Origin of the sequence: Thioclava arctica (genome assembly GCF_040892615.1) — a bacterium.
Lineage (GTDB): Bacteria > Pseudomonadota > Alphaproteobacteria > Rhodobacterales > Rhodobacteraceae > Thioclava > Thioclava arctica.
Window position 1 is genome coordinate 156,675 of record NZ_JBFRYC010000006.1, and the last position, 23,432, is coordinate 180,106.

Below are 23,432 nucleotides of genomic sequence, written 5' to 3' on the forward strand. Positions count from 1 at the left end.
TTTTCCTCACAGCGTTGCGGGCACTTGCAGCAAACCTGTCGAAACCAGAATCAACCCCGCCACCAGCGCCGAGCCGACAAAGGTTAAAAGCACCCCGACCGCCACCGCGAACGGGTTGGTAAAGCCATGGAGCGCCATGCTGAATTGCACAAAAAGCCAGAACATCAACCCGATCAGCAGGATCGACATGATCGTGGCCGAAACCGGAAAGAACACCATCAAAACGACCTGAATCGTCTGCCCGACCATCAGCACGAACTCGATCCAGGTGATCAGCAACAGCGCGTCACCAAAGCTGCCCTGCCCGCCAAAGCGTTGCCCGACGAAGCTAAGCACGAAAGCGCCATATAGAATCAACGCAATCTGCAGCCCCATCACGGCAAGGGGCGCCGTCAAATCACCGAGTTCAATCTTGGTAATGAGCACGAAAACCATCTGCGCCAGCGTGCCCAAGATCACCGTCATGACCACAACCAGCGCCATCGCCAAAAGCCGGGTGGACATATCCAGACGCAGCGCCATCAACTCGCGCGCGACGGCTTGCGGCTCGGAGAAGCTGCGGATCAACCAATCCTTGAGATCGGGCATTACGACGTCTCCGTTTCAAACTCGGCCACGCGCAGCCCCGCCATCCAGAACACCACGAAGACGATGAACACAAGCCCCGAAACAAGCGCCAATTGCGGGCCGGCCCCGATAAAACCCGCCACCAGACCTTGCAGCAGCATCAGCGGCGACACCGCCAGCAGCGCCCAGAACAGCGCCACGCGCGCACCATACCAGCTGCCCTGCCCGCCAATCAGTTTCGCGCCGAGATGGCCAAGCGCGGCCAAGGCGTAAAACACGGGGATCATGGCCAAAAGCGCCAGAAGCGTGCCCATCATTAGCCCGACCATCGGCTGATCTGGCATCTGGTAGGACAGGCGTGACAAGCGCGGCCATTGACCGATGAAAATCACCGTCAGCGCGAGCAGCAAGAACACCAGCGCGCGCGGCTCAGAACGCGCGCGCGCCAGATGTTCGCGCATCACCACGCGCGGGCGGCGATAGCTGCGCCAGATATCGTCGGTGGCCGCCATCTCAGCTGCGATGCCGCGCAAGCCAGCCTTCCAGCCGGGTCACGATCTCATCGCGGAAACGCTCTTGCTCGATCTCCTCAATCGCATCGGCGAGGAAAGACAGCACCAGCAGCGCCGTCGCCTCCTCAGTCGGAATGCCGCGCGAGCGCAGGTAGAACAGCGCCGTCTCGTCAATCGCCCCGGTGGTGGAGCCATGCGAGCATTGCACGTCGTCGGCGTAGATTTCCAGCTCGGGCTTGGCAAGGAACTGGCTGTCCTCATCCAGCAGCAAGGCCTGACTGATCTGGTAGCCATCGGTTTTCTGCGCGCCGGGTTTCACCAGAATTTTGCCCTGGAACACGCCCTGTGCGCCGTTCTTCAGCACTTTTTTGAACACCTGACGGCTTTCGCCGCGCTCAGCGCCGTGGGTGATGAAGATCGTGTCGTCATGATGAAACGGGCGCGTTTTTGCATCGCCCAACGCCGCGCCTGCGACATGGGCATTGGCATCATCTCCCACGATATCGAGCACGCATTCGTTGCGCGTGAGCGCCCCGTTTGAACTGAGCGTGAAGCTTTTGAACAGCGCGCCCTCATTGATGCGGGCGAAAATGCCGGTCAGCATACGGCGTTCGTGATCGCGGCCCTGAACGCGGATATGGTGAAACCGCGCGGATTTGGCGACATCCACTTCCATCACCAGATTGGCGCGTGCGCCTGCCGGGCCGTTTTCCAGAACGGTGATCTCGGCGCCCTCTTCCAGCTTGATAACGTGGTGCAAGATCGCATCAGAACTATCTGATTCATGGATATAAATCAGGTTTACGGGCGTCTCGACCTTACCCGTCACACGGATCAGCACACCATCTTCGGCCGACGCGGTGTTGAGCGCGGCAAAGGGGCGCTCAACCGGGGTCTGGCCGGCGGTTTCCAGCGTGCCATAAAGTCCGCTGGCCCAATTCACATCACGCGCCTCGGAAAGGCGCGAGATCTCGATGCCCGAGAGGGCCAGATCATCGGACGCCTCGGCGTCAAACACACCATCGCGGAACACGATTTTGAGCCGCTCAACATCGCCAAACAGCGCGGGCTCGTCATCGACGAAAGGCGCGGCGGGCACCGGCTCGGGCGCAATCAGATCGGTCGGATTGGTCCAGCGCCAATATTCATCACGCCGACCTGGCAGGCCCATCGCAACCAGTCGATCGAGCGCCGCGCGCCGCGCCGGGCCCATCCCTTCGGGCAAGGTGACACGGGCCAGCCGCGCCTCGGCGGGGGTCATTTTCTCGACAGCCGACATTACGCCATCTCCTGCGCGATACCGTGCTTGTCCAGCAGCGCGGCATAGCCGTTTTTCTCGACCTCAAGCGCCAGTTCCGGCCCACCCGTTTCGATGATGCGACCATCGGCCATGATATGCACGACATCGGGTTTGATGTGATCGAGCAAACGCTGGTAATGGGTGATCACTAGGAACGACCGCGTGCCATCGCGCAGCGCGTTCACCCCGTCCGAGACCAGACGCATTGCATCCACATCAAGGCCCGAATCGGTTTCATCCAGGATGCACATTTTCGGCTCAAGGATCGCCATCTGCAGAATTTCGTTGCGTTTTTTCTCACCGCCCGAAAAGCCGACATTGACCGGACGCTTCAGCATCTCAGCGTCGATTTTCAGCGACTTCGCTTTTTCGCGCACGAGTTTGAGGAAATCGCCCGCCGAAATCTCGGGCTCGCCACGCGCCTTGCGCTGCGAGTTCAGCGCGGTGCGCAGGAAGGTCATATTGCCCACGCCCGGAATTTCGACCGGGTATTGGAAGGCCAGGAACAGACCGGCAGCGGCGCGTTCTTCGGGCTCGGCCTCCAGCAGGTTCAGACCGTTTAGATGCGCCTCGCCTTGCGTGACCTCATAGCCATCGCGCCCCGACAGAACATAGCTCAGCGTCGATTTACCCGAGCCGTTCGGCCCCATGATCGCATGGACCTTGCCATCCTCGAGTGTCAGGTTCACGCCCTTAAGGATTTGCTTGTCCTCTTCTTCAAGTTTGACGTGCAGGTTCTTGATTTCCAACATATTTCGGTCCTTCAGGAAAGGGTGACTGCGGTGCCGGAGGCCGACACCATAAGCATGGATTGGCCGACGACCTCGTAATCGAGGTCCACGCCGACAACGGCATTGGCGCCCAGTTTCAGGGCGCGCTCTTCAAGCTCGCGCAGCGCGGTTTCGCGCGCATCTTGCAATTTGGATTCATAGGCGCCCGAGCGCCCGCCAACGATATCGGTGACCTGCGCGAACAGATCACGCACGATATTGGCGCCCATGATCGCCTCGCCCACGACAATGCCGTGATAAGAGGTGATCGGGCGTCCCTCGACCGTCGGGGTTGTGGTGATGATCATAGCTGACCTCCAGCGCGGCGACCCAATCGGGTCGCGCGCCCGAAAGTCAGAAGGGGATGGTCGTCTGGCCGAAGATAACCGTGCGCGCGGCATGCGTCGCGGTCTGATGCGCCACCCAATCGGGCGAGAAAACCTGCGCCGCAATCTGAGGCTGCCAGAATGCGAGATTGTGCAGCGTGGCCATTGTCAGAAGGATTCCAGCGATCTGAAAGGCAAGCAATTTGATCGATGTCAGCCGCAGGAAAAAGCCCACGATCATCGCGATCAGCAAAGCTGCCCCGAAGACGGCAAGTTGGGGATGATTGTTGATCAAGGCTGCGATTTGCGGCGTCAAAATGCGTTCGCGTAGCGCCAGCGCTGCCACAACCCCGAACGTCCCAAGAACCGTTGCGCCGAGAAACGCGAAGGGCCGAAACCCGGTGGTGGTCTTCTCTTGCGCGACCGCGCGGCGCAGCTCGGAGACCGAGCGCACGCGCATCTCGTTGTCCCCGACATGCAGCACGACGCCGCCCTTGAGGCGTTTTTGCGACGATTCGATGCGCGAGAGGCGATCGGAAAAATTGGTGCTGGCTAAGGACATTTTCAACCCCAGATCTGTCATTCAACAGGTCCGAAACTGCTGCCCGATTGCGCCCCAATTGGGGCGCATCGGTGACAACCTCAGGGAGAAATTTCGCCTGTCTCACCCGACGCTCCCCTCCAGAGAGATCGCGACCAGCGCCTGCGCTTCCATCGCGAATTCCATCGGCAGCGCTTGCAGCACTTCGCGGCAGAAACCATTCACGACAAGCGCGACGGCTTCTTCCTCGTCCATGCCCCGCGCGCGGCAGTAAAACAGTTGATCGTCATCGACCTTCGAGGTGGTGGCCTCGTGCTCGACCCGGCTCGAATTATTCTTGACCTCAATATAAGGCACCGTGTGCGCGCCACATTGATCGCCGATCAGCAAACTGTCGCATTGCGTGTAGTTGCGCGATTCCTTGGCCTTGGGGTGCATAGAAACCAGCCCGCGATAAGTGTTTTGCGCATGCCCAGCCGAGATCCCCTTGGAAACGATGCGCGAGCGCGTGTCGCGCCCCAGATGGATCATCTTGGTGCCGGTATCGGCCTGCTGGTAATTGTTGGCGATCGCGATCGAGTAGAACTCGCCTTGGCTTTCATTGCCGCGCAAAATGCAGGACGGGTATTTCCACGTGATCGCCGAGCCGGTTTCCACCTGCGTCCACATCACTTTCGCCCGGTCCCCACGACAATCGGCGCGTTTGGTGACGAAGTTATAGATGCCGCCCTTGCCGTTCTCATCGCCCGGATACCAGTTTTGCACGGTGGAGTATTTCACCTCCGCGTCTTCCTCAACGATGATTTCGACCACGGCGGCGTGCAGCTGCGCGGTGTCGCGTTTGGGCGCGGTGCAGCCCTCAAGGTAGCTCACATAGCTGCCCTTATCGGCAATGATCAGCGTGCGTTCAAACTGGCCGGTGTTTTCGGCATTGATGCGGAAATATGTGCTCAGTTCCATCGGGCAGCGCACACCCGGCGGCACGTAAACAAACGAGCCGTCCGAGAACACAGCCGAATTCAGCGCTGCGAAATAATTGTCGCCCTGAGGCACGACAGTCCCGAGATATTTCTTCACCAACTCGGGATGCTCTTGGATTGCCTCGGAGATCGAGCAGAAGATTACCCCCGCCTCGGCCAACTTGGCCTTGAAGGTCGTGCCCACGGAAACAGAATCAAACACCGCATCCACGGCGACCTGGCGCTCATTGGGATCGTATTCCTCTGCGCCCTCAACGCCAGCCAGAACCAACTGCTCTTTCAGCGGAATGCCCAGTTTTTCGTAGGTTGCCAGCAGCTTGGGATCGACCTCATCAAGCGATTTCGGTTTGACCTCCATGCTTTTGGGGCGCGCGTAGTAATAGATGTCCTGAAAGTCGATGCCGGGGACGTTCAACAGCGCCCAATCGGGCATTTTCATATCCTGCCAGCGCGCAAAACCCTGAAGGCGCCATTCGGTCATCCAGTCCGGTTCGTCATTCTTGCCGGAAATCAAGCGCACGATGTCCTCGTTCACGCCCTTGGGCGCGTAGTCCATCTCGATTTCCGTGTTCCAGCCGTATTTATACGCGCCCATGTTTTGAACGGCTTCCACCGTCTCACGGTCCACGCCCTCGCGAACTTCGACTTGATCAACCTCTGCCATGCTCGGCTCTCCTGTTCGCTCAGCCACGCCGCGCGCGGTGTTTCCCTTCGCATTTCAGCCAATACTCGGCGAAACGCAGCACATCTTCTTCGCGCGTATCCGGCCCCAACGAGACCCGCAGCGCACATGACCCGGCCTCGGCGTCAAAGCCCATCGCCAGCAACGCGTGGCTGGCGCGCACCTTGCCGCTGGAGCAAGCCGAGCCCGCCGAAACCGCGAAACCGCCCAGATCCATCTGCATCACCTGCGTCTCGCCCTTCCAGCCGGGCGTGATGAAGCAAGAGGTGTTCGAAAGCCTGCGCGATTCATTCCCGACAAAAATAGTATCTTTTGCCCGATCCGCAATGGCATTTTCTAGAACGCTTCTAAGTTTCTCAATGTTTTGCCATATTCCACGCTCAAGATCGCGCGAAGCGGCCTCGGCGGCCGCGCCAAATCCGGCGATGCCGATCAGGTTCTCGGTGCCTGCGCGCCGCCCCATTTCCTGCCCGCCGCCTTTCAACTGCGCGGCAATCTCGGTGCCCCGTTTCACGATCAGCGCCCCGATTCCTTTCGGGCCGCCCAGCTTATGGGCCGACACGATCCCCGCTCGCAGTCCGAGCCAGTTAAACGCAAACGGGATCTTGCCGAAGGCTTGGGTCAGATCGCTAACCGCCAGCCCCTCAGGCAGATCCTGAATCACTCCGGTCTCAGAATTGGCAAGCTGCACGCAAGCATGCCCCGGATCGCTGATCGCAATGCGCCCCGCGCGATCCACCGCCAGATCTTCAACACACCAGCTGCGCACCGCATCATGTTCGACACCTGCGCAATGATAGCCCTGCCCCGCCAGCACCAGCGCCGCTGCCTCTGTCGCGCCCGAGGTAAAGATCACATCCTGCCCTTCGGCGCCCAGGGCTGTGGCGACCTGCGCGCGCGCGCGCTCGAGCAGCGCCTTGGCCGCACGCCCCGCGCTATGCACCGAGGACGGGTTGCCCACCTCGTCCATCGCCGCGATCACCGCCGCGCGCGCCTCGGCGCGCAAAGGCGTAGTTGCGTTCCAATCCAGATAGATTGCAGATTTCATAGCGCCTCGCGAGTTGAGAGGTCGGATGCCTCCGGCGGGAGTATTTATCGCTAGATGAAAGCAAACGGCTTGCGCCTTTCATCTAGCCCCAAATACTCATCTTCGCCCTGCCAGATAAGCCTTGGGTGTTATTCGTCCACAACCTGAAACAGATGCGTGACTGCCGGGCAGGGTTTAAGCCCGTTTGTGACCACATCTTCAAGCGAGGTCTGGTGCAAAAACACAAAGACCTGCGCGCTCAGGCTTTCCCAAAGGCGGTTGGTCAGCGATTGCGCGCGCGAGCCTGAAATCCCGCCCGAGGCGCCCGCGCCCACATGCATCGCTGACACGGTTTCATCCACCGCTTCGAATATCTCGGAGATGCGAATCTCGGCGGGCTCGCGTGCAAGGCGGTAACCGCCGCCCGGGCCTCGCACCGATGTTACCAATCCGGCACGGCGCAAGCGCACGAAAAGCTGTTCGAGATAGGGCAGCGAGATATCCTGACGCTCTGACAGCGCGGCCAGCGAGGTGCGTTGCCCCACGCCTGCCAGCGCAAGATCGACCAGCGCGACCATCGCGTAGCGCCCTTTTGTCGATAGTTTCATGCCGCTCTCCTGCTTATCGGCCCCAAACCGGGGCGAAATCGCCCCTGCGCACACACAAAACCCGCTAAAGCATTGACGCAAGCGCGAGGGCCGATTACCTCCACCCTACCCGATCCTCCAGCATAATGCCGGGGGTGGCTTCCTCCTAGGGTAGCCGCGCGTGTGCGTCAAGAAAAGCGCCACCTGCGCTGCGCGCCCAAAAGGCAGCGAACGAACGAAAACGAGAGACAATGCCCGAAGTCATTTTCCCCGGTCCCGAAGGTCGCCTTGAAGGGCGCTATCACCCGCAGCCCGCACCCGATGCGCCGATCGCCATCGTGCTGCATCCCGATCCGCAATTTGGCGGCACGATGAACAATCGCGTCGTCTACAACCTGCATTATGCGTTCTACAAAATGGGCTTCACCGTTTTGCGGTTCAATTTCCGCGGCGTGGGGCGCAGTCAGGGCGAATATGATCAGGGCATTGGCGAATTGTCCGATGCCGCTTCGGCGCTGGATTATCTGCAAACGATGAACCCCAATTCGAAACATTGCTGGGTCGCGGGGCACAGCTTTGGTGCCTGGATCGGCATGCAGCTGTTGATGCGCCGTCCTGAAATCACCGGGTTCATCTCGGTCGCGCCTCCGGGGCCCTCTTCGCCCGGTCCGGGCAATTACGACTATTCCTTCCTTGCGCCCTGCCCGTCCTCGGGTCTGATCATCAACGGCTCGAATGACCGCATCGCGCAACCCAAAGAGACCGAGCAGCTTGTGTCTAAACTGCATGAGCAAAAAGGGATCACCATCACCCATGAGGTGATGGAAGGGGCCGATCACTTCTTCAAGAATGAGGAAGAGCACATGAAGCCGATGATCGACATCGTTCAAACCTATGTGCGTCGTCGCTTGACCGAGGGCACGCGTTAATGGCGCTGATCGAGGATCTCGCCGAACAGCTTGCCCATGATGTGATCGAGGCGCAAAAAGAGCTTGGCGAGGATCGGTTCTATATTGATATCGGTAATTATATCGGCACCTCGAGCCCGTCCTTGCAAGAAGCGTTCATGACGGCGTGTCGCCTGCGTTTGGCGGAACTGCGCGGACGGGCCTATTTCGAGAAGCGATTGGGCGAGTTGCGCTCGGCCAAAGAGCCCGCGCCCGCCGAGGACGCGCCCAAGTGAGGCCAACACGCGCGCGGTGGGTCTATGCCGCAGCGCTTGCGCTGGGTCTTTCGTTGCTTGTCGCGACGGGTTTTCACGCCTCGCATTTGATTTGCGAAAGCCGGCTTCAGGGCAGCGATAAAGGCATGGTCTTGCTTGCGGGCATGGGCGATCTGCTGCGCCATCCTGTCCATATGCTGACTCTGGTGGGCCCGCTTTGGGTTAGCTGGATGCTGCTTTTTCTGGCGTCGGCCAATCGCGCGCTCTCGCCGGTGATCGGCTTGGGCGTAGTGGTGATGTCGATCCTTGGCACCGTGGCTTTTTACGCCTTTCTCGCACCGCGCATCGCCTGCAATGCCTTTGGCGATGGCGCGATGACCTTGCGGATTGGCGCGTTTCTTGCGTTTCTGGCGGTGCTTTTGGCAATTCCAAGGCTATGGAGGCAAAAATGAGCGAACGGCTCGCAGAGCAGATGGTCTTTTTGGCAGAGGTCGAAAAGCTCAAATCCGTCACGCGCGCGACGCCTATCCACGATGCTTCGCGCCCGGAAAACTCGGCCGAACATAGCTGGACCTTGGCGCTGTATGCGTTGATTTTGGCAGATCAGGCCCCCGCAGGGGTCGACATGAGCCGCGCGATCAAGATGCTTCTGATCCACGATCTGGTTGAGATTGACGTGGGCGATGTGCCGATCCATCTGCAAGGCGGGTCCGCGCATGGATCTGCCGAAATTCAGGCCGCAGAGGCGAAAGCCGCCGAACGCATTTTTGGGCTTCTTCCCCGTGATTTGGGCGATGAACTTCACGCGCTTTGGACCGAGTTCGAGGCCAATGAAACTCCCGATGCGATCTATGCGAAATCGCTGGATCGCACGCAGCCGGTCTTGCTGAACCTGCAAGCGGGTGGCGGGTCTTGGATCGACTATGATGTCAGCTATGAGCAGCTTGAAACCCGCATCGGCACCAAGATTGCCAATGGCCTGCCCGATGTCTGGGTTTGGGTGAAGGCCAAGGTCGCCCCTTGGTTTGCCGCGCGCAGCTGACGACTCTCCGTATACAATCGCATACCGACTAGCCAAGCGCCTCGGATTACGCTATGACGCGCTCAATTCTCGAGTCACCCAAACCAAGAGGGCAATATGACCAAGATCAAGGTAGAAAACCCCGTCGTCGAACTCGACGGCGATGAGATGACCCGCATTATCTGGGACTTCATCAAGAAGAAACTGATCCTGCCCTATCTCGATATCGACCTGAAATATTACGATCTTGGCATCGAATCCCGCGACGCTACCGACGACCAGATCACCGTGGATGCCGCCGAGGCGATCAAGAAATACGGCGTGGGCGTGAAATGCGCCACCATCACCCCCGATGAAGCACGCGTCGAAGAGTTCGGCCTCAAGCGCATGTACCGCAGCCCCAACGGCACGATCCGCAACATCCTTGGCGGTGTGATCTTCCGCGAGCCGATCATCTGCAAAAACGTGCCGCGTCTGGTGCCGGGTTGGACCAAGCCGATCGTGGTTGGCCGTCACGCCTTTGGCGATCAGTATCGCGCGACCGACTTCCTGTTCCCCGGCAAGGGCAAGCTGACGATCAAATTCGTCGGCGACGACGGCACCGTGATCGAAAAGGACGTGTTCGACGCACCCTCCGCCGGTGTGACGATGGCGATGTATAACCTCGATGAATCGATCATCGACTTCGCCCGCGCCTCGATGAACTACGGTCTCGTCAAAGGCTGGCCGGTCTATCTGTCCACGAAAAACACCATCCTCAAGGCCTATGACGGTCGCTTTAAGGACCTGTTCCAGAAGGTGTTCGACGAGGAATTCGCCGACAAGTTCAAAGCCGCTGGCATCACCTATGAGCACCGCCTGATCGACGATATGGTCGCCTCGGCGATGAAATGGTCGGGTGGCTATGTCTGGGCGTGCAAAAACTACGATGGCGACGTGCAATCCGACACCGTGGCGCAGGGCTTTGGCTCGCTGGGTCTGATGACCTCGGTGCTGATGACGCCCGATGGTCAGACGGTTGAGGCCGAAGCGGCGCATGGCACCGTGACGCGTCACTACCGCCAGCATCAGGCCGGTAAGGAAACCTCGACCAACTCGATCGCGTCGATCTTTGCGTGGACCGGTGGCCTCAAGCATCGCGCGAAACTCGACAATAACGCAGCGCTGCTGAACTTTGCCGAGACGCTGGAAAAAGTCTGCGTGCAGACGGTTGAAGATGGTCACATGACCAAGGATCTCGCGCTGCTGGTTGGCCCCGATCAGAAATGGCTCACCACGATGGGCTATCTCGAAAAGGTTGACGAGTATCTCAACAAAGCGCTGGCATAAGCCACGTTTTAGAAATGAGTTTGGGGGCCGGACGCAGGATGCGCCCGGCCCTTTCGCTTACCGGATGAACCTTCTGGGATCAGGCGGTGGTTCGTTTGGCCCCAAACCGATATCCTTGCGCAGATGGTTGCTCAGCACATCGACATTGACGGGTTTCGGGCTGCGTGTGAGCAGGGCCAAGATGGCCGAGCGCAGCACTTTTCCCGCGCCGAATTTGGCGATTGCGGCCTCGATTGTGAACGGGTCGCTCTGATGGTCAACTGTTTGTATCATTTGATATTTCCGGCATGCGGACATGCGCCCGCGACCGGCCTTTCATCTAAGTTTGAAGGATGAGTCCTGGTGCGCGATTGCGACCAATACGGTCGGAAATCAGGCGGTTATATCAGACTCGGGTTACGGGAATGGGGCGTGGCCCCAAATGGTCAGCGCGTATGCTTAGCCTTGGTGTCGAGCAAAGCGGCGATAGCGCGACCGAGTTCCGAAACACGCGCCGGAAGCAAGATGATAGATCATGATCTAGCCTCCTCTGATTGGGGCGTTTCGGAATGGCGCGATAACGCCCAGTGCTGTGATTCTATGCAACTCACGCGCGCGTGTTTGCACAATTCCCCGCCAGATCGTGGCTTAACTGCACCACTGCTTGCGCAGGCGCGCGCCCCGTGGCAAGCCTCGGCGCATGAGCGATATCAACACCGTAAACCCCGCCCGTCACACCCTGCTGGAGGACACCCAAGGCCTGCTCAGCGGCACGGTTCTTGTGTCGCTTTCGGTGGTTTTTCTGCATGGCGCGGGGCTTTTTACAGGGCAGATCGCGGGGCTATCGCTGGTGATCAGCTATCTGTCGGGCTGGAGCTTTGGCGCTGTGTTCTTCCTGCTCAACCTACCATTCTATTGGCTGGCCTTTCGCCGGATGGGGCTGCGTTTCACGCTCAAAACGATGATCTCGGTCGCGATGCTATCAGCCATGACCGAGATCTGGCCGCATCTGATCAGCTTTGCCACTCTGCATCCAGGCGCTGCGGCGACTCTGGCGGGGGTGACGGCGGGCGCGGGATTGCTGGCGCTGTTTCGTCATGGCGCAAGCCTTGGTGGCGTCGGGATCGTGGCGCTTTATCTGCAGGACAAGACCGGGTTCAAGGCGGGAAAGACGCAGATTCTGTTTGATTGCTGCGTGTTCCTGTTCGCGGTGTTTGTGCTTCCGCTTGATAAGGTCGGCTGGTCGCTGCTGGGCGCGATGGTGCTCAATGTGATCATTATGATTAACCATCGTCGCGACCGCTATATCGCGATCTGAACGGCTCCCAGCTATTCGCCCCCATCATAGCGGCTCTGCGCACAAGCAGCGTTGGTTTTCCCGTGGGATGCGTCATATTTAGGTCATGGATATTGACCTTAATACACCCGCCCACCCCCGCTATTCCGGCCTTGAGGATCTGCAAGGCTTGGTCGTAGCCTCTGCCCAAGCCGCGCTGGGTTTACACCTGCTGCGCGCTGCGGGGCTGGTCACTGGCGGCACGGCGGGCACGGCGCTGATCTTGTCTTATGTCAGCGGCTTCAGCTTTGGCGTGGTATTTTTCGCGATCAACATCCCGTTTTACGCCTTTGCCTATTACGCGCGTGGCCTGCCCTTTGCGCTGAAAAGCCTAGCGACCGTCAGCCTTGTGTCAGTGATGGCCGAGGCGCTTAAACCGCTTTTGCACGTTGATCACATCCATCCTGGCATCGCGGCGCTGCTGTTTGGCGTCTCGGCCGGGGTTGGCCTGCTTGGCCTGTTTCGCCACCAAGGCAGTCTGGGCGGCGTGTCGATCGTGGCGGTGATCTTGCAAGACAAGTTTGGCTTTCGCGCAGGCTGGACGCAGGCGATCCATGATCTGGTCTTGTTCGTGATCGCCAGCTTCATACTAGCGCCCGAGCAGGTGCTTTGGTCGCTGCTTGGGGCTTTGGTGCTCAATTTTGTGATCGCGATGAACCACCGGCGCGATTGGTATGTCGCGAACTGATCACCGGGACTAGCCAAGCCAACGCTTTTCCCTTATGGGCGGGGCAACTCTGAAAACAGGCGGTTTCTCATGGACCTTCGCAATATTGCGATCATTGCACACGTTGACCACGGCAAGACGACTCTGGTTGACCAACTTCTGCGCCAATCCGGCGCGTTTCGGGAAAATCAGGCTGTCGCGGAACGCGCGATGGACAGCAACGATATCGAACGCGAACGCGGTATCACCATTCTCGCCAAGGCGACCTCGGTGGAATGGAAAGGCACGCGCATCAATATCGTCGACACTCCCGGCCACGCCGATTTCGGCGGCGAGGTGGAGCGTATCCTCAGCATGGTGGACGGGGTTTGTCTGCTGGTGGACGCGGCCGAAGGCCCGATGCCGCAAACCAAATTCGTGACCTCCAAGGCGCTGGCGCTGGGTCTCAAGCCGATCGTCGTTCTCAACAAGGTGGACAAGCCCGCCGCTGAACCCGATCGCGCGCTGGATGAAGTGTTTGATCTATTCGCCAACCTCGGCGCAGATGATCAGCAGCTGGATTTCCCCCATGTCTATGCTTCGGGCATCGGCGGCTGGGCGGATCTGGAACTCGACGGGCCGCGCAAGAATCTCGATGCTCTGTTTGATCTGATCGTGAAACATGTCGAGGCGCCCAAGCAACTGGCCAACGAAGACAAACCGTTCCGCATGCTGGCGACCACGCTGGGCGCGGACCCGTTCATCGGGCGCATCCTGACCGGGCGCGTTGAGGCAGGACGCCTGAAAGTCGGTGATACGCTTAAGGCGCTGTCGCGCGAAGGCGACAAGATTGAGCAATTCCGTTGCACGAAAATCCTCGCCTTCCGTGGTCTTGGTCAACAACCCATCGACGAGGCCGTGGCTGGCGATATCGTGACCGTGGCGGGCATGTCCAAAGCCACTGTGGCCGATACGCTTTGCGCGCTTGAGGTCGAAGACGCGATCTTCTCGCAACCCATCGATCCGCCCACCATCTCAGTGACGTTTGGCATCAATGACAGCCCGCTCGCTGGCAAGGACGGCTCGAAAGTGCAATCGCGCGTGATCCGTGAACGCCTGATGAAAGAGGCCGAAACCAACGTCGCGATCAAGATCGAAGACACACCCGGTGGCGAGGCGTTCGTCGTTTCGGGACGTGGCGAATTGCAGATGGGCGTCTTGATCGAAAACATGCGCCGCGAAGGGTTCGAACTGTCGATCTCGCGCCCGCGGGTGATTTTCCGCGAGGAAGACGGCCAGCGACTGGAGCCGATCGAAGAGGTCATCGTTGATGTTGATGACGAATATTCCGGCGTCGTGATCGAAAAGCTGACCTCGTCGCGCAAGGGCGAGTTGACCGAGATGCGCCCCGCTGGCGTCGGCAAGACCCGCATCGTGGCACTGGTGCCTTCGCGCGGTCTGATCGGCTATCAGGGCGAGTTCATGACCGATACGCGCGGCAATGGCGTGCTCAACCGCATTTTCCATTCCTGGGCACCTTACAAGGGTCAGATCGACGGGCGTCGTCAGGGCGTGCTGATCTCGATGGATAACGGGATTTCGGTGGCCTACGCGCTGTGGAACCTCGAAGAACGCGGCAAGATGTTCATCGGCGCACAAGAGCAGGTCTATACCGGCATGATCATTGGCGAGCATTCGCGCGACAACGATCTTGAGGTGAACCCGCTCAAGGGCAAGAAACTGACCAACGTGCGCGCAAGTGGCACCGATGAGGCCGTGCGCCTGACCACGCCGGTGCGTCTCAGCCTTGAAGAGGCAATCGCCTATATCAACGATGACGAACTGGTCGAAGTAACGCCCAAGGCGATCCGCCTGCGCAAGCGCCACCTTGACCCGCATGAGCGCAAACGCGCCACGCGCGCCGGGGCGTAACGCCCCTGCCAATGGGACATGAAAAAGGGGCGCTTGCGAGCGCCCCTTTTTGCTATTTCGCGATGCGATCTGCCTTAGAAATGCAGCGCGCGCCCATAGGCATCCAGCACCGATTCATGCATCATCTCGGACAGCGTCGGGTGCGGGAAGACGGTGTTCATCAGGTCTTCTTCGGTGGTCTCAAGTTGGCGGCCGATCACATAGCCCTGAATCAACTCGGTCACCTCAGCGCCAATCATATGCGCGCCCAGCAACTCGCCGGTCTTGGCATCAAACACGGTTTTCACCAAGCCCTCGGGTTCGCCCAATGCAATCGCCTTGCCGTTGCCGATGAACGGGAAACGTCCGACCTTGACCTCAAAGCCCGCCTCTTTGGCTTTGGCCTCGGTCATGCCGACGCTCGCCACTTGCGGCTGGCAATAGGTGCAACCTGCAATCGAGCCGGGCTTAATCGGATGGGCGTGTTTGCCCGCGATCAATTCGGCCACCATCACGCCCTCATGGCTGGCCTTGTGCGCAAGCCAAGGCGCGCCCGCGATGTCACCAATCGCATAAACCCCGTCCACGCCGGTGCGGCAGAACTCATCCACGATCACATGGGTGCGGTCGATTTTAACGCCCGCGTCTTCCAGCCCCAGATCCTCGACATTGCCCACGATGCCAACGGCGGAAATCACGGTGTCGACCTCAAGCGTCTCGGTCTTGCCGCCCGATTCCAGCGTCGCGATCACCTTGTCGGCCTTGCGATCCAGCTTGGTCACGGTGGTCTTTTCGCGGATCTTCATGCCCTGTTTCTCGAACTGCTTTTTCGCGAATTTCGAGATTTCCTCATCCTCGACCGGAAGCACGCGATCCATCACTTCGACGACCGTCGTGTCAGCGCCCAAAGTATTGAAGAAGCTTGCAAATTCGATGCCAATCGCGCCCGAACCGATGACCAGAAGTTTCTTGGGCTGATGGGGTGGTTGCAGCGCGTGCTTATAGGACCAAACGCGTTTGCCATCGGCCTCAAGCCCCGGCAAGTTACGCGCACGCGCGCCCGTCGCCAGAATGATATTCTTTGACGTGAGCTCCTCGGTGCCCTTATCGGTCTTGACCGATACCTTGCCCGGGCCCGCCAGCTTGCCCACGCCCATCACAACGTCGATCTTGTTCTTCTTCATCAGATGCGACACGCCAGAGGAAAGCTGCTTGGCCACCCCACGAGACCGCTTGACCACCGCATCCAGTTCATAGCCGATCTTCTCTGCGCTCAGCCCGAAATCCTTGGCGCGTTCCATCAAGTGAAACACCTCGGCCGAGCGCAACAGCGCCTTGGTAGGGATACAGCCCCAGTTGAGACAAATCCCGCCGATATGCTCGCGCTCGACAATGGCCACCTTGAGACCCAGTTGTGCCCCCCGGATGGCACTGACATAGCCCCCCGGCCCTGACCCTATCACGATCATATCGTAGCTTTTCGATGCCATGTCTTCTCTCCGGATAGAAATTAGTTTGACGCTAAACTATTTTGAATTTGCGTTCAACTCATCCTGTTCTGACAGCGCTTTGCGATAGCCCCCTTCGCGCATATAGGCCGCCTCTTCTGGGGTGGTTTCACGGTTCAATGCGTCATTGCGCCATGGAAAGCGCCCAAAGCGTTCGATGACGGATCGATGCGCGCGTGCGTGGCGCAGATTGTCGGTGCCGCGCAATCGATCGGTAAAAAAGACAATTGCGCGATCTTGATCCGCGAGATCTTCGGAATGCATGAAGGGCAGGTAAAAGAACTGCTGCAAAGGAGGGGGGATTTTCAAATCAAACCCCTCAGAGATTGCGCGGCCCGCATGTTGGCGCGCCTCTGGATCGGTGGCAAAACTGCGCGCATCGTCGCGAAACATATTTCGGGGAAACTGGTCGAGCAGCAAGATCAGCGCCAGTGCCCCGCGCGGTGTTTGTGCCCAATCCGTCAGTGCGCCCTGTGCAGCCACCTGCCAAAGCGGCGCGTAGCGACATCGAATGGTGGCATCGGTTTCTTCGCTCGATGCATACCAATTCGCTTGCCCGACATCGCGCGTCCAGAACGTAACGATCTCTTCAACACGGTCCATCTTGGCCCTCCCCCTGACGTTACTTGGGATAATGGTAGGGCAAGGAGGCGTTTGATCAAAGCGCTGTCAGGCGGCGGCATCCTTCACGTTTTGCGTAGCCGCCTCTGCCGCGGCCTCGTCGGCAGCCGCCTCTGCCTCTTCCTGCGCGACCTCCAGCACGGCCTCAACCGCGACCGCCGTGGCCGTGGGCGAGAGCACCGCATAGGCGCCGGTATCGGCAGGAGACAGCGACACGCGCCGCGTCATCCGCCAGCCCGCATACCCCGCAATCGCAAAAAACAGCACCCCGATATAAAGGAAAAACCCGCCCGGTCCGACGATCCCCATCAACCAACCCGTCACAATAGGCCCACTGACCGCGCCCAGCCCGTTGACGAACATCAACCCCGCCGAGGCCGAGGCCATATCCGAGTAATCCAGATAATCATTGGTATAAGCGATCAGCAGCGAATAAAGCGGGTTCGCAACGCCACCAATCAGAGCCGCCGCAAACAAAAGCACGAAAAACGGCGGATTGAACAATAAAACAACGCCCGTCATCACGCCGCCGATCAGCGCCGCACCTGCGATCAAAACACGACGATCCATCCGGTCCGAGGCCCAGCCGATCGGGTATTGCAGCACCATGCCCCCGACATAAATCGCGGCGACAAATTCCGATATCTCGCGCACGGTTAGCCCCGCCGCCGTGCCCCAGACCGAAGCCATCCCGAACATGGCCGAAAATACGCCCCCCAGCAGGAAAATTCCGATCACCCCAAGCGGTGAAGTCTCCCAGAGCCGCTTGTAGGTCATGCGCTGGATCGTCTCGAAACTGGGTGCGGGCGAGGCCGACAGCAGGATCGGCGTGAAGGAAATCGACACCAGCACCGAGGGGATCACAAACAGCAGATAGCCCGCCGGATCGCCGACGTTCAGCAAGCCTTGCGCGACGACGATTCCAAGCATCTGCATGATCATATACAGCGAAAGCGCTTGGCCGCGCGTCTCATTGGTGGCGCCTGCGTTCAGCCAGCTTTCCGCGGTGATATACACCCCCGAAAACGAGAACCCGATCAGCACCCGCATCACCATCCAGGCCGGCCAGGACGGCCAGGCGGCATACAGCACCAGAACCGCAGAGATCAGTGACCCAAGGGCTGCAAACACCCGCACATGCCCCACTCGCGCGATCAGACCCGGCACCATACGCGAGCCAAACAGGAAGCCCGCGAAATAGGCCGACATGACCAGCGACATATAGAACGTATCGATGCCCTCGATCCGGCCACGAATACCGAGCAACGTGCCCTGCATCCCGTTGCCCACCATCAACAGCAAAATCCCCAAAAGCAGGGGCCAGGTTTGGCGCAGCACTGTCAACATGATGGTCCCTCGGGGTTTGGCGGAAAAGATGCACACATCCAGCAGCGGCATCTAGGGCTGCATCGCTTAAAAAACAGGCCCGATTGCGACATTATGGGATCAGAAGCGACGAATCTCCGTAAGAGAAAAAACGATAACCATTTTTTACCGCATGATCATAGATCGAACGGATCCGATCTTGGCCCATTAACGCGGATACCAGCATCAGAAGTGTCGATTTTGGTAAATGGAAGTTGGTCATCAAAGCGTCGGTGATGCGAAATGCAAATCCGGGATAGATAAAAATGTCGGTGGCGTCGCGAAATGCAACGATATGGCCGGGTGCCCCGCCCGGGGCGCGTGCCGCCGATTCGATCAGGCGCAAGGCGGTGGTGCCAACGGGTATGATGCGCCCGCCCGCGGCTTTGGTGGCGTTGATTTCGGCGGCGGCCTGCGCGCTGACCTCGCCCCACTCAGAATGCATCTTGTGGGTGGTCACGTCATCGACCTTCACCGGCAGGAACGTGCCCGCGCCGACATGCAGGGTCACTTCGGTAAATTCCACACCTTTCGCGGCCAGCGCTTCAAGCAACTCTTGGGTGAAATGCAAGCTCGCCGTCGGGGCGGCCACCGCCCCGGAATGACGCGCAAAAACCGTTTGATAATCGGATTTGTCGGCCTCGTCAGGGGCGCGCAGCGCAGCGATATAGGGCGGCAGAGGCATCGCGCCCGCCTGCGCCAAAGCGACGTCGAAATCCTCACCCTCAAGATTGAAGCTCAGACGCAACTGCCCCTCCGTGATCGCAACTACATCCGCAGACAGCGCGCTGGAAAACACAATCCGCTCGCCTGGTTTGACCTTGCGCAGGGGCTTGGCCAGCGCCGCCCATTCGCCCCCCGGCGCAGGCTCCAAAAGCGTAACCTCAATCTTGGCACTGACCTCGCCTTGCGCGGATTGACGGGTGCGCGACCCGGTCAGGCGCGCCGGGATCACCTTGGTATTGTTCAAGACCAACCGATCACTTGGGCGGAAAATATCCACCAGATCAAAGACATGGCGGTCTGAAATTGCATCCCCTTCGGCCAATAACAAACGCGCCGAATCCCGCGGACGCGCCGGTCGGGTTGCAATCAGCCCCTCGGGCAAATCAAAGTCGAAATCCGCAAGCTGCATTCGGTTCACTCATTCAAGACCGGTGGTGGCGCGGCGCGAAACAACTCTCGCGAGGCCCCCGGTGCCAACAGGGACAGCGGATTGATCGAGACCTTGGGCTGGGTCGCACTGCCCGCCAAGGAATAGGAAAATCCAAACAGCCCTTCGCCTTTCTTGGCAAATATCTGCCCGATCCCGTTGATCAGATAAAAGGGTGAGATCACACCCTTCATATCCAGCTTCCCGGATTGCGGATAATAATTGCCCACCATCGTCACCCCCATCGAGACCCCGACAGCCGAGCCCCTTGTGACGCTGACCCCTTTGGGCGTCAAGCGGAAGGACGCGTCAACGGTGTTGAACAAAATCCCCTCGCCCCCAAGCTGCTCGAGCAGCCCGACGCCCGAAGCCGCCGACAAAAGCGACGCCAGAACCGGCGCATCTTTGACCCGCAGATCCTTGATCTGGGCCTGTCCCTGATAGCTTTTCTGTCCCAGCGGGGTCAGCACCATGACGCCCTGCCCGCCGCGCGCCGTGCGATAGATACCGGCAGCCGCCAGCACCGCACCCGCATCATTGGTCTGCAAACGCACCGCCGCGCGCCCGCTTTTGTCCGGTACAACAACCCCCGCAATCGGGCTGGCACCGTTGATGCGCGCCTGAAACGGCCCCGTAAGGCTCGGTTTGGTCGTGAAATTACCGCGAAACCCGGTCAGCGCGATACCATCGCTCACCTGCACGTTATCCAGCGCCACCGAGATTTTCGAGCTGCCCGCACCCGCGCCCGCTCCACCTGAACCAAAATCGGCTTTGCTCAGATCAAGGCGGCCGGAATGCACCTCGACATTCAGCGCCCGCCCTGCCCCTTGACCCACCAGATCGGCATTGCCGGCAAACCAATTCCCGATACGCAGGCTCGGGAAGCGGGCGCGCACCAAGGCCCCACCTTTGTTGAGGTCCACGGACCCTTTTGCCGCCAGCCCCGGCGCATCCAGCGACAGGGCGCTGATCTCTGCTGGCTGACCCAGCGTGCCCGACAGCGCCAATTTGCCCCGCGAAGACGCGCCTTTGGACCAGCCGATTTGCGGGATCGACAGGGCGATCCCTTTGAGATCGCTGCTTAGCGTGAATTTCGTCGGCGCATCTTTCGTCAGATCAAGCGCGATCGACCCCCAGCCCGTCCCGCGCACCATCCCAGAGGGCAAACCAACACCAAAGGCCTGCAAGGCCGCGGGCGTGATCTCGATGAACCCTTTGACGTTCGAATGACCCTTGCCCGCAGGCCCAAAGCGTTGATCCCACGCCGCATCAAAACGTGCGCCCGACAGCGAGCCCTTTCCCGAAATCACCATCCCCGCATTGTCGGCATGCAGGGTCAGTTTGTCAGCGCGCAAAGGACGCCCCGGCACCAGAGTATCGCTGTTCACCTCGGTCAGGCGCGCGGTGACGTCAAAACCGATCTCATCGGCGGGCACATTAGGTTTGAGCGGCAGTTTGATCACCGAGCGCGCCTCGGCCCAACCTTTGGCGATATCGGTGCCCATTCCGGCCTTTTTGAGAAATTCGAAGGGCGGCTGATCCAACAGTGACAGTGCCGCCGGGATTGGCGAGCGCGTTATCAGTGTCACCACCGCAGGCGCGGGTTTGATGCGGATATCGGGTACCACAAGCTGAGTATCGGCCACCTCGATGCGCCCCCCCGACGGGGCGGTGATATGCCCCTCCTCAACCTTGAGCGCCTGACGCGAGCCAATGATCGTGGCATAGCCGCGCCCTTGTTGCACCGGGGGCAACGTGCGCACCACGCGCACATCGGCCCCTCGAAATTCATAGTTCAGCGCCACGCGCGGCTCCACACCGGGTTGCAAGCGCACCGCCGCGCGCACCCGGCGCAACTGGCCCGTGACGACGTTCTCTGCGACCCAATCGCGGGTTTGGGGCACCAGCGCGGGCGGCCACAGACGCAGCAAGCTAGGCTGGTCGATCTGGTCAATCCCGGCATCCAGCGAAACACGCCAGCCCTTGTCGCTTGCCGCTGCAAACCCCTTGGCCGAGATTTTCGTCTTATCATCGGTCAGTTCAAGCTGGCCGAGATCCATGCGAAACGGGTTGAGCGAAAGTTTGAAATCAGCAGCACCTTGCGAGAACCGGGCTGGGGTCTCAAACAGGCCTTCGGGATCAAGTTGCAAATCCGAAATGGCAATCTGACCCAGCAACGACTGCGGCAGACCGTTTTTCAGATCGCGCAAATAGGCCTGTCCGCTGGCGCGCAACCGCACCGCTCGGCTGTCAATGGCAAGATCGGACAGCGCGATGCGTTGTTGGGCTCGATCGTAGTTCAGATACAGCTTGCCCGAGCGAATCTCGATCGGCTGCACGCCGGGCGCGGGTTTGATCGCCCCCTTGCCAATCTCTAGCATCGCGTTGAGCCCGGTCAGCGTGCCCGTGCTATCCAACCCCGAGCGCAGCGCCCCCGAAATCGGCGCATCCAACACGCCAAGCGCGGCCAAAGCGGGGGATTGCACCGCCAGATCGCGCGCAGGCAGGCCGGTCACGGCAGCCCCAAAACTGGCCTCAAGCCCTTGTTTCTGTGTGGTCATCGAAATCGCGACCTGGGCTGGTTTCTGCTTTGCCGTGGGGCCGGTATCGCCCAGATCAAAGCCAAGGGTGACCGAAATTTCCTGTGCGTTCTGCACCAGCTTGACGTTGCCCTGCGAGACCCGCCACAGCCGATCAAGCCGTTCATCCATCATCCGCAACTGCAGATCTTCGGCGGAAATCGTGCGCAGATTGCGCAACGCGGGCACGTCAAACACCTGCTCGAAGGCCTCGACGCCATCTGACACACTGGTAGCGGATAGCGATCCAAACATCTCGCCACCGCCCAGATCCAAATCGAGACGCCCGTCCGGCAGACGATGTAGCGACAGGCTTGCGCCGCGAATGGTGAAAGAGCGCGGCTCGATTTTGCCCCGCAGCAATGGCTGCGTCCAAAGCGTGGCGCGTAATTCAGGAAGCACGGCGATGGGCAGCCCCGAGGGCCGCTCGAGTTGAACCATCCGGGCGCGCAGCCTTGGGCGCAGCCCTTCGGTCACCACAAGGTCGATCCCACCCGAGATCGAGATTTTAAGCCGTCCCTGAAGCGCAGCATTGGCGCGCGTTTCCAGCTGCGACACCATCCATTGCGGCACCGAAATCGGGCGATGGGTCACAACGAGATAGGCGAAAAGTGCGGCGATCGCCAAGAAGGGTCCGATCAGCAACAGGGTCAGGCCAAACTTACCGCGACGCCGACCATAAGACGGGCTTTCTAGTTTATCTTCAATAGATTGCGCAGCATTCTTAATGTCGCCATCAGACATAGCCACCCCTGACGCGCGCCCTTCCGGCGCCCGTGACAACTCCGCTTTGCGGGAGTGGGGCTTGTCTTGCTCCATTGCCATTCTTCAGGGCATCTCCTTGGCGTCCTCCTGAGTGAACCGCGCGCTACGTGCGGTCACCGGCGAACGTGTTCGGCTTGCCCCACCTTCCTGCCTCGTGCTTAATCATCCCTTAAGCTTGGCTCAAAAGTAAGCCCCAACATGCATCGGAGGATCAAGACGTGATCAAACTTGGCGAAAAAGCGCCTGATTTCACCCTTCCCGCAACCGGTGGCGCGGCCTTTGAGGGTGCGAAATTGATCACGCCCGAGGGAAATTTGACGCTGTCACAGGCGCGCCCCGCCAAGGTGGTTGTGTATTTCTACCCCAAGGATAACACGCCCGGCTGCACCACGGAGGCGCTGGATTTCACGCGATTGGCGGGCGAGTTTGCCGCCGCTGGCGCGGTGGTCATCGGCATCTCAAAAGACAGCCTCAAAAAGCATGAGAATTTTTGCTCCAAACATGATCTCGGGATCTATCTTGCCTCTGATGATGACGCGCAGACCTGTGAAACCTACGGGGTTTGGGCCGAAAAATCCATGTATGGCAAATGCTTCTGGGGCATTCTTCGCGCAACATTCCTGATTGATGGCACCGGAAATGTCGCACAGATCTGGCCCAAGGTCAGCGTTAAGGGCCATGCCCAAGAAGTCCTAGACGCTGTGCGCGCCGCGACCTGAGGCACTGCAAGTGCCGGGCCAACTGCTTTCGCGCAAACGTGACAAA

At 59.6% G+C, this 23,432-nt stretch carries 24 protein-coding genes; 9 read left to right on the forward strand and 15 right to left on the reverse strand.

Features of this window, described 5'->3' with window-relative positions:
* Positions 1-6: 6 nt before the first annotated feature.
* The 9 genes from AB4874_RS11935 to iscR form a co-directional block, all read right to left on the reverse strand.
* On the reverse strand, positions 7-588 hold the full coding sequence (locus AB4874_RS11935; protein WP_295531231.1) for a YIP1 family protein: 582 nt from the start codon (positions 586-588) through the stop codon (positions 7-9).
* Positions 588-1,100, reverse strand: coding sequence for a Yip1 family protein (locus AB4874_RS11940; protein ID WP_368392151.1), 513 nt, complete (start codon positions 1,098-1,100; stop codon positions 588-590). Before AB4874_RS11940 ends, AB4874_RS11935 begins: the two co-directional genes overlap by 1 nt.
* Positions 1,081-2,358, reverse strand: coding sequence for a Fe-S cluster assembly protein SufD (gene sufD, locus AB4874_RS11945; protein WP_368392152.1), 1,278 nt, complete (start codon positions 2,356-2,358; stop codon positions 1,081-1,083). The genes AB4874_RS11940 and sufD overlap by 20 nt, the downstream gene beginning before the upstream one ends.
* Positions 2,358-3,131, reverse strand: a complete 774-nt coding sequence (gene sufC, locus AB4874_RS11950) for a Fe-S cluster assembly ATPase SufC (protein WP_295531240.1) — start codon at positions 3,129-3,131, stop codon at positions 2,358-2,360. The genes sufD and sufC overlap by 1 nt, the downstream gene beginning before the upstream one ends.
* Positions 3,132-3,142: 11 nt before the next feature.
* The gene (locus tag AB4874_RS11955; protein WP_295531243.1) at positions 3,143-3,457 is read right to left on the reverse strand and encodes a heavy metal-binding domain-containing protein; all 315 of its coding nucleotides are present in this window, start codon (positions 3,455-3,457) and stop codon (positions 3,143-3,145) included.
* A gap of 46 nt (positions 3,458-3,503) precedes the next feature.
* Positions 3,504-4,058 carry a hypothetical protein gene (locus AB4874_RS11960; RefSeq protein ID WP_368392153.1) on the reverse strand — a complete coding sequence of 185 codons (555 nt, stop codon included), beginning with the start codon at positions 4,056-4,058 and terminating at the stop codon, positions 3,504-3,506.
* Between the two features lie 81 nt (positions 4,059-4,139).
* Complete coding sequence (gene sufB, locus AB4874_RS11965; protein ID WP_295531249.1) at positions 4,140-5,660, reverse strand: Fe-S cluster assembly protein SufB; 1,521 nt, start codon at positions 5,658-5,660, stop codon at positions 4,140-4,142.
* A 19-nt stretch (positions 5,661-5,679) separates the two neighbouring features.
* Complete coding sequence (locus AB4874_RS11970; RefSeq protein ID WP_368392154.1) at positions 5,680-6,726, reverse strand: cysteine desulfurase family protein; 1,047 nt, start codon at positions 6,724-6,726, stop codon at positions 5,680-5,682.
* A gap of 128 nt (positions 6,727-6,854) precedes the next feature.
* On the reverse strand, positions 6,855-7,313 hold the full coding sequence (iscR, locus tag AB4874_RS11975) for a Fe-S cluster assembly transcriptional regulator IscR (RefSeq protein WP_295531255.1): 459 nt from the start codon (positions 7,311-7,313) through the stop codon (positions 6,855-6,857).
* Between the two features lie 230 nt (positions 7,314-7,543).
* Between iscR and AB4874_RS11980 the strand changes: the two genes are divergently transcribed.
* From AB4874_RS11980 to AB4874_RS12000, 5 genes are all read left to right on the forward strand, one after another.
* Positions 7,544-8,221, forward strand: a complete 678-nt coding sequence (locus AB4874_RS11980) for an alpha/beta hydrolase (protein ID WP_295531256.1) — start codon at positions 7,544-7,546, stop codon at positions 8,219-8,221.
* Positions 8,221-8,475 (forward strand): hypothetical protein, encoded by a 255-nt coding sequence (locus tag AB4874_RS11985; RefSeq protein ID WP_368392155.1) that lies wholly within the window; start codon positions 8,221-8,223, stop codon positions 8,473-8,475. Before AB4874_RS11980 ends, AB4874_RS11985 begins: the two co-directional genes overlap by 1 nt.
* Positions 8,472-8,906, forward strand: coding sequence for a hypothetical protein (locus tag AB4874_RS11990; protein ID WP_368392156.1), 435 nt, complete (start codon positions 8,472-8,474; stop codon positions 8,904-8,906). Before AB4874_RS11985 ends, AB4874_RS11990 begins: the two co-directional genes overlap by 4 nt.
* Entirely contained in the window at positions 8,903-9,496 is a 594-nt protein-coding gene (locus AB4874_RS11995) for an HD domain-containing protein (protein ID WP_295531265.1), read from the forward strand. Before AB4874_RS11990 ends, AB4874_RS11995 begins: the two co-directional genes overlap by 4 nt.
* A gap of 96 nt (positions 9,497-9,592) precedes the next feature.
* Positions 9,593-10,804 carry an NADP-dependent isocitrate dehydrogenase gene (locus AB4874_RS12000; RefSeq protein ID WP_295531268.1) on the forward strand — a complete coding sequence of 404 codons (1,212 nt, stop codon included), beginning with the start codon at positions 9,593-9,595 and terminating at the stop codon, positions 10,802-10,804.
* 57 nt (positions 10,805-10,861) lie between these two features.
* On the opposite strand, the gene AB4874_RS12005 is transcribed toward AB4874_RS12000, so the two are convergent.
* Positions 10,862-11,077: a hypothetical protein gene (locus tag AB4874_RS12005; RefSeq protein ID WP_295531271.1), complete on the reverse strand. Its 216-nt coding sequence runs from the start codon at positions 11,075-11,077 to the stop codon at positions 10,862-10,864.
* Between the two features lie 406 nt (positions 11,078-11,483).
* Here AB4874_RS12005 and AB4874_RS12010 point away from each other — a divergent pair, with 406 nt between their 5' ends.
* The 3 genes from AB4874_RS12010 (at position 11,484) to typA (ending at position 14,697) form a co-directional block, all read left to right on the forward strand.
* Positions 11,484-12,101, forward strand: a complete 618-nt coding sequence (locus AB4874_RS12010) for a YitT family protein (RefSeq protein ID WP_368392157.1) — start codon at positions 11,484-11,486, stop codon at positions 12,099-12,101.
* Positions 12,102-12,186: 85 nt separating this feature from the next.
* Positions 12,187-12,807 carry a YitT family protein gene (locus tag AB4874_RS12015; protein ID WP_368392158.1) on the forward strand — a complete coding sequence of 207 codons (621 nt, stop codon included), beginning with the start codon at positions 12,187-12,189 and terminating at the stop codon, positions 12,805-12,807.
* A gap of 69 nt (positions 12,808-12,876) precedes the next feature.
* Positions 12,877-14,697, forward strand: a complete 1,821-nt coding sequence (typA, locus tag AB4874_RS12020; RefSeq protein ID WP_368392159.1) for a translational GTPase TypA — start codon at positions 12,877-12,879, stop codon at positions 14,695-14,697.
* Positions 14,698-14,771: 74 nt separating this feature from the next.
* Here the strand turns inward: typA and lpdA are convergent, their stop codons facing one another.
* The 5 genes from lpdA to AB4874_RS12045 form a co-directional block, all read right to left on the reverse strand.
* The gene (gene lpdA, locus AB4874_RS12025; RefSeq protein ID WP_368392160.1) at positions 14,772-16,166 is read right to left on the reverse strand and encodes a dihydrolipoyl dehydrogenase; all 1,395 of its coding nucleotides are present in this window, start codon (positions 16,164-16,166) and stop codon (positions 14,772-14,774) included.
* A gap of 36 nt (positions 16,167-16,202) precedes the next feature.
* Complete coding sequence (locus AB4874_RS12030; RefSeq protein ID WP_295531287.1) at positions 16,203-16,787, reverse strand: DUF924 family protein; 585 nt, start codon at positions 16,785-16,787, stop codon at positions 16,203-16,205.
* 66 nt (positions 16,788-16,853) lie between these two features.
* Positions 16,854-18,152, reverse strand: coding sequence for an MFS transporter (locus AB4874_RS12035; RefSeq protein WP_295531290.1), 1,299 nt, complete (start codon positions 18,150-18,152; stop codon positions 16,854-16,856).
* A gap of 91 nt (positions 18,153-18,243) precedes the next feature.
* Positions 18,244-19,305, reverse strand: coding sequence for a tRNA preQ1(34) S-adenosylmethionine ribosyltransferase-isomerase QueA (queA, locus tag AB4874_RS12040; protein ID WP_368392161.1), 1,062 nt, complete (start codon positions 19,303-19,305; stop codon positions 18,244-18,246).
* A gap of 5 nt (positions 19,306-19,310) precedes the next feature.
* A complete protein-coding gene (locus AB4874_RS12045) occupies positions 19,311-22,646 on the reverse strand; it encodes a YhdP family protein (protein ID WP_368392162.1) in 3,336 nt (1,111 codons plus the stop codon).
* 239 nt (positions 22,647-22,885) lie between these two features.
* On the opposite strand from AB4874_RS12045, the gene AB4874_RS12050 reads away from it, so the two are divergent.
* Positions 22,886-23,386: a peroxiredoxin gene (locus tag AB4874_RS12050; RefSeq protein ID WP_368392163.1), complete on the forward strand. Its 501-nt coding sequence runs from the start codon at positions 22,886-22,888 to the stop codon at positions 23,384-23,386.
* The last annotated feature ends 46 nt before the right edge of the window (positions 23,387-23,432 follow it).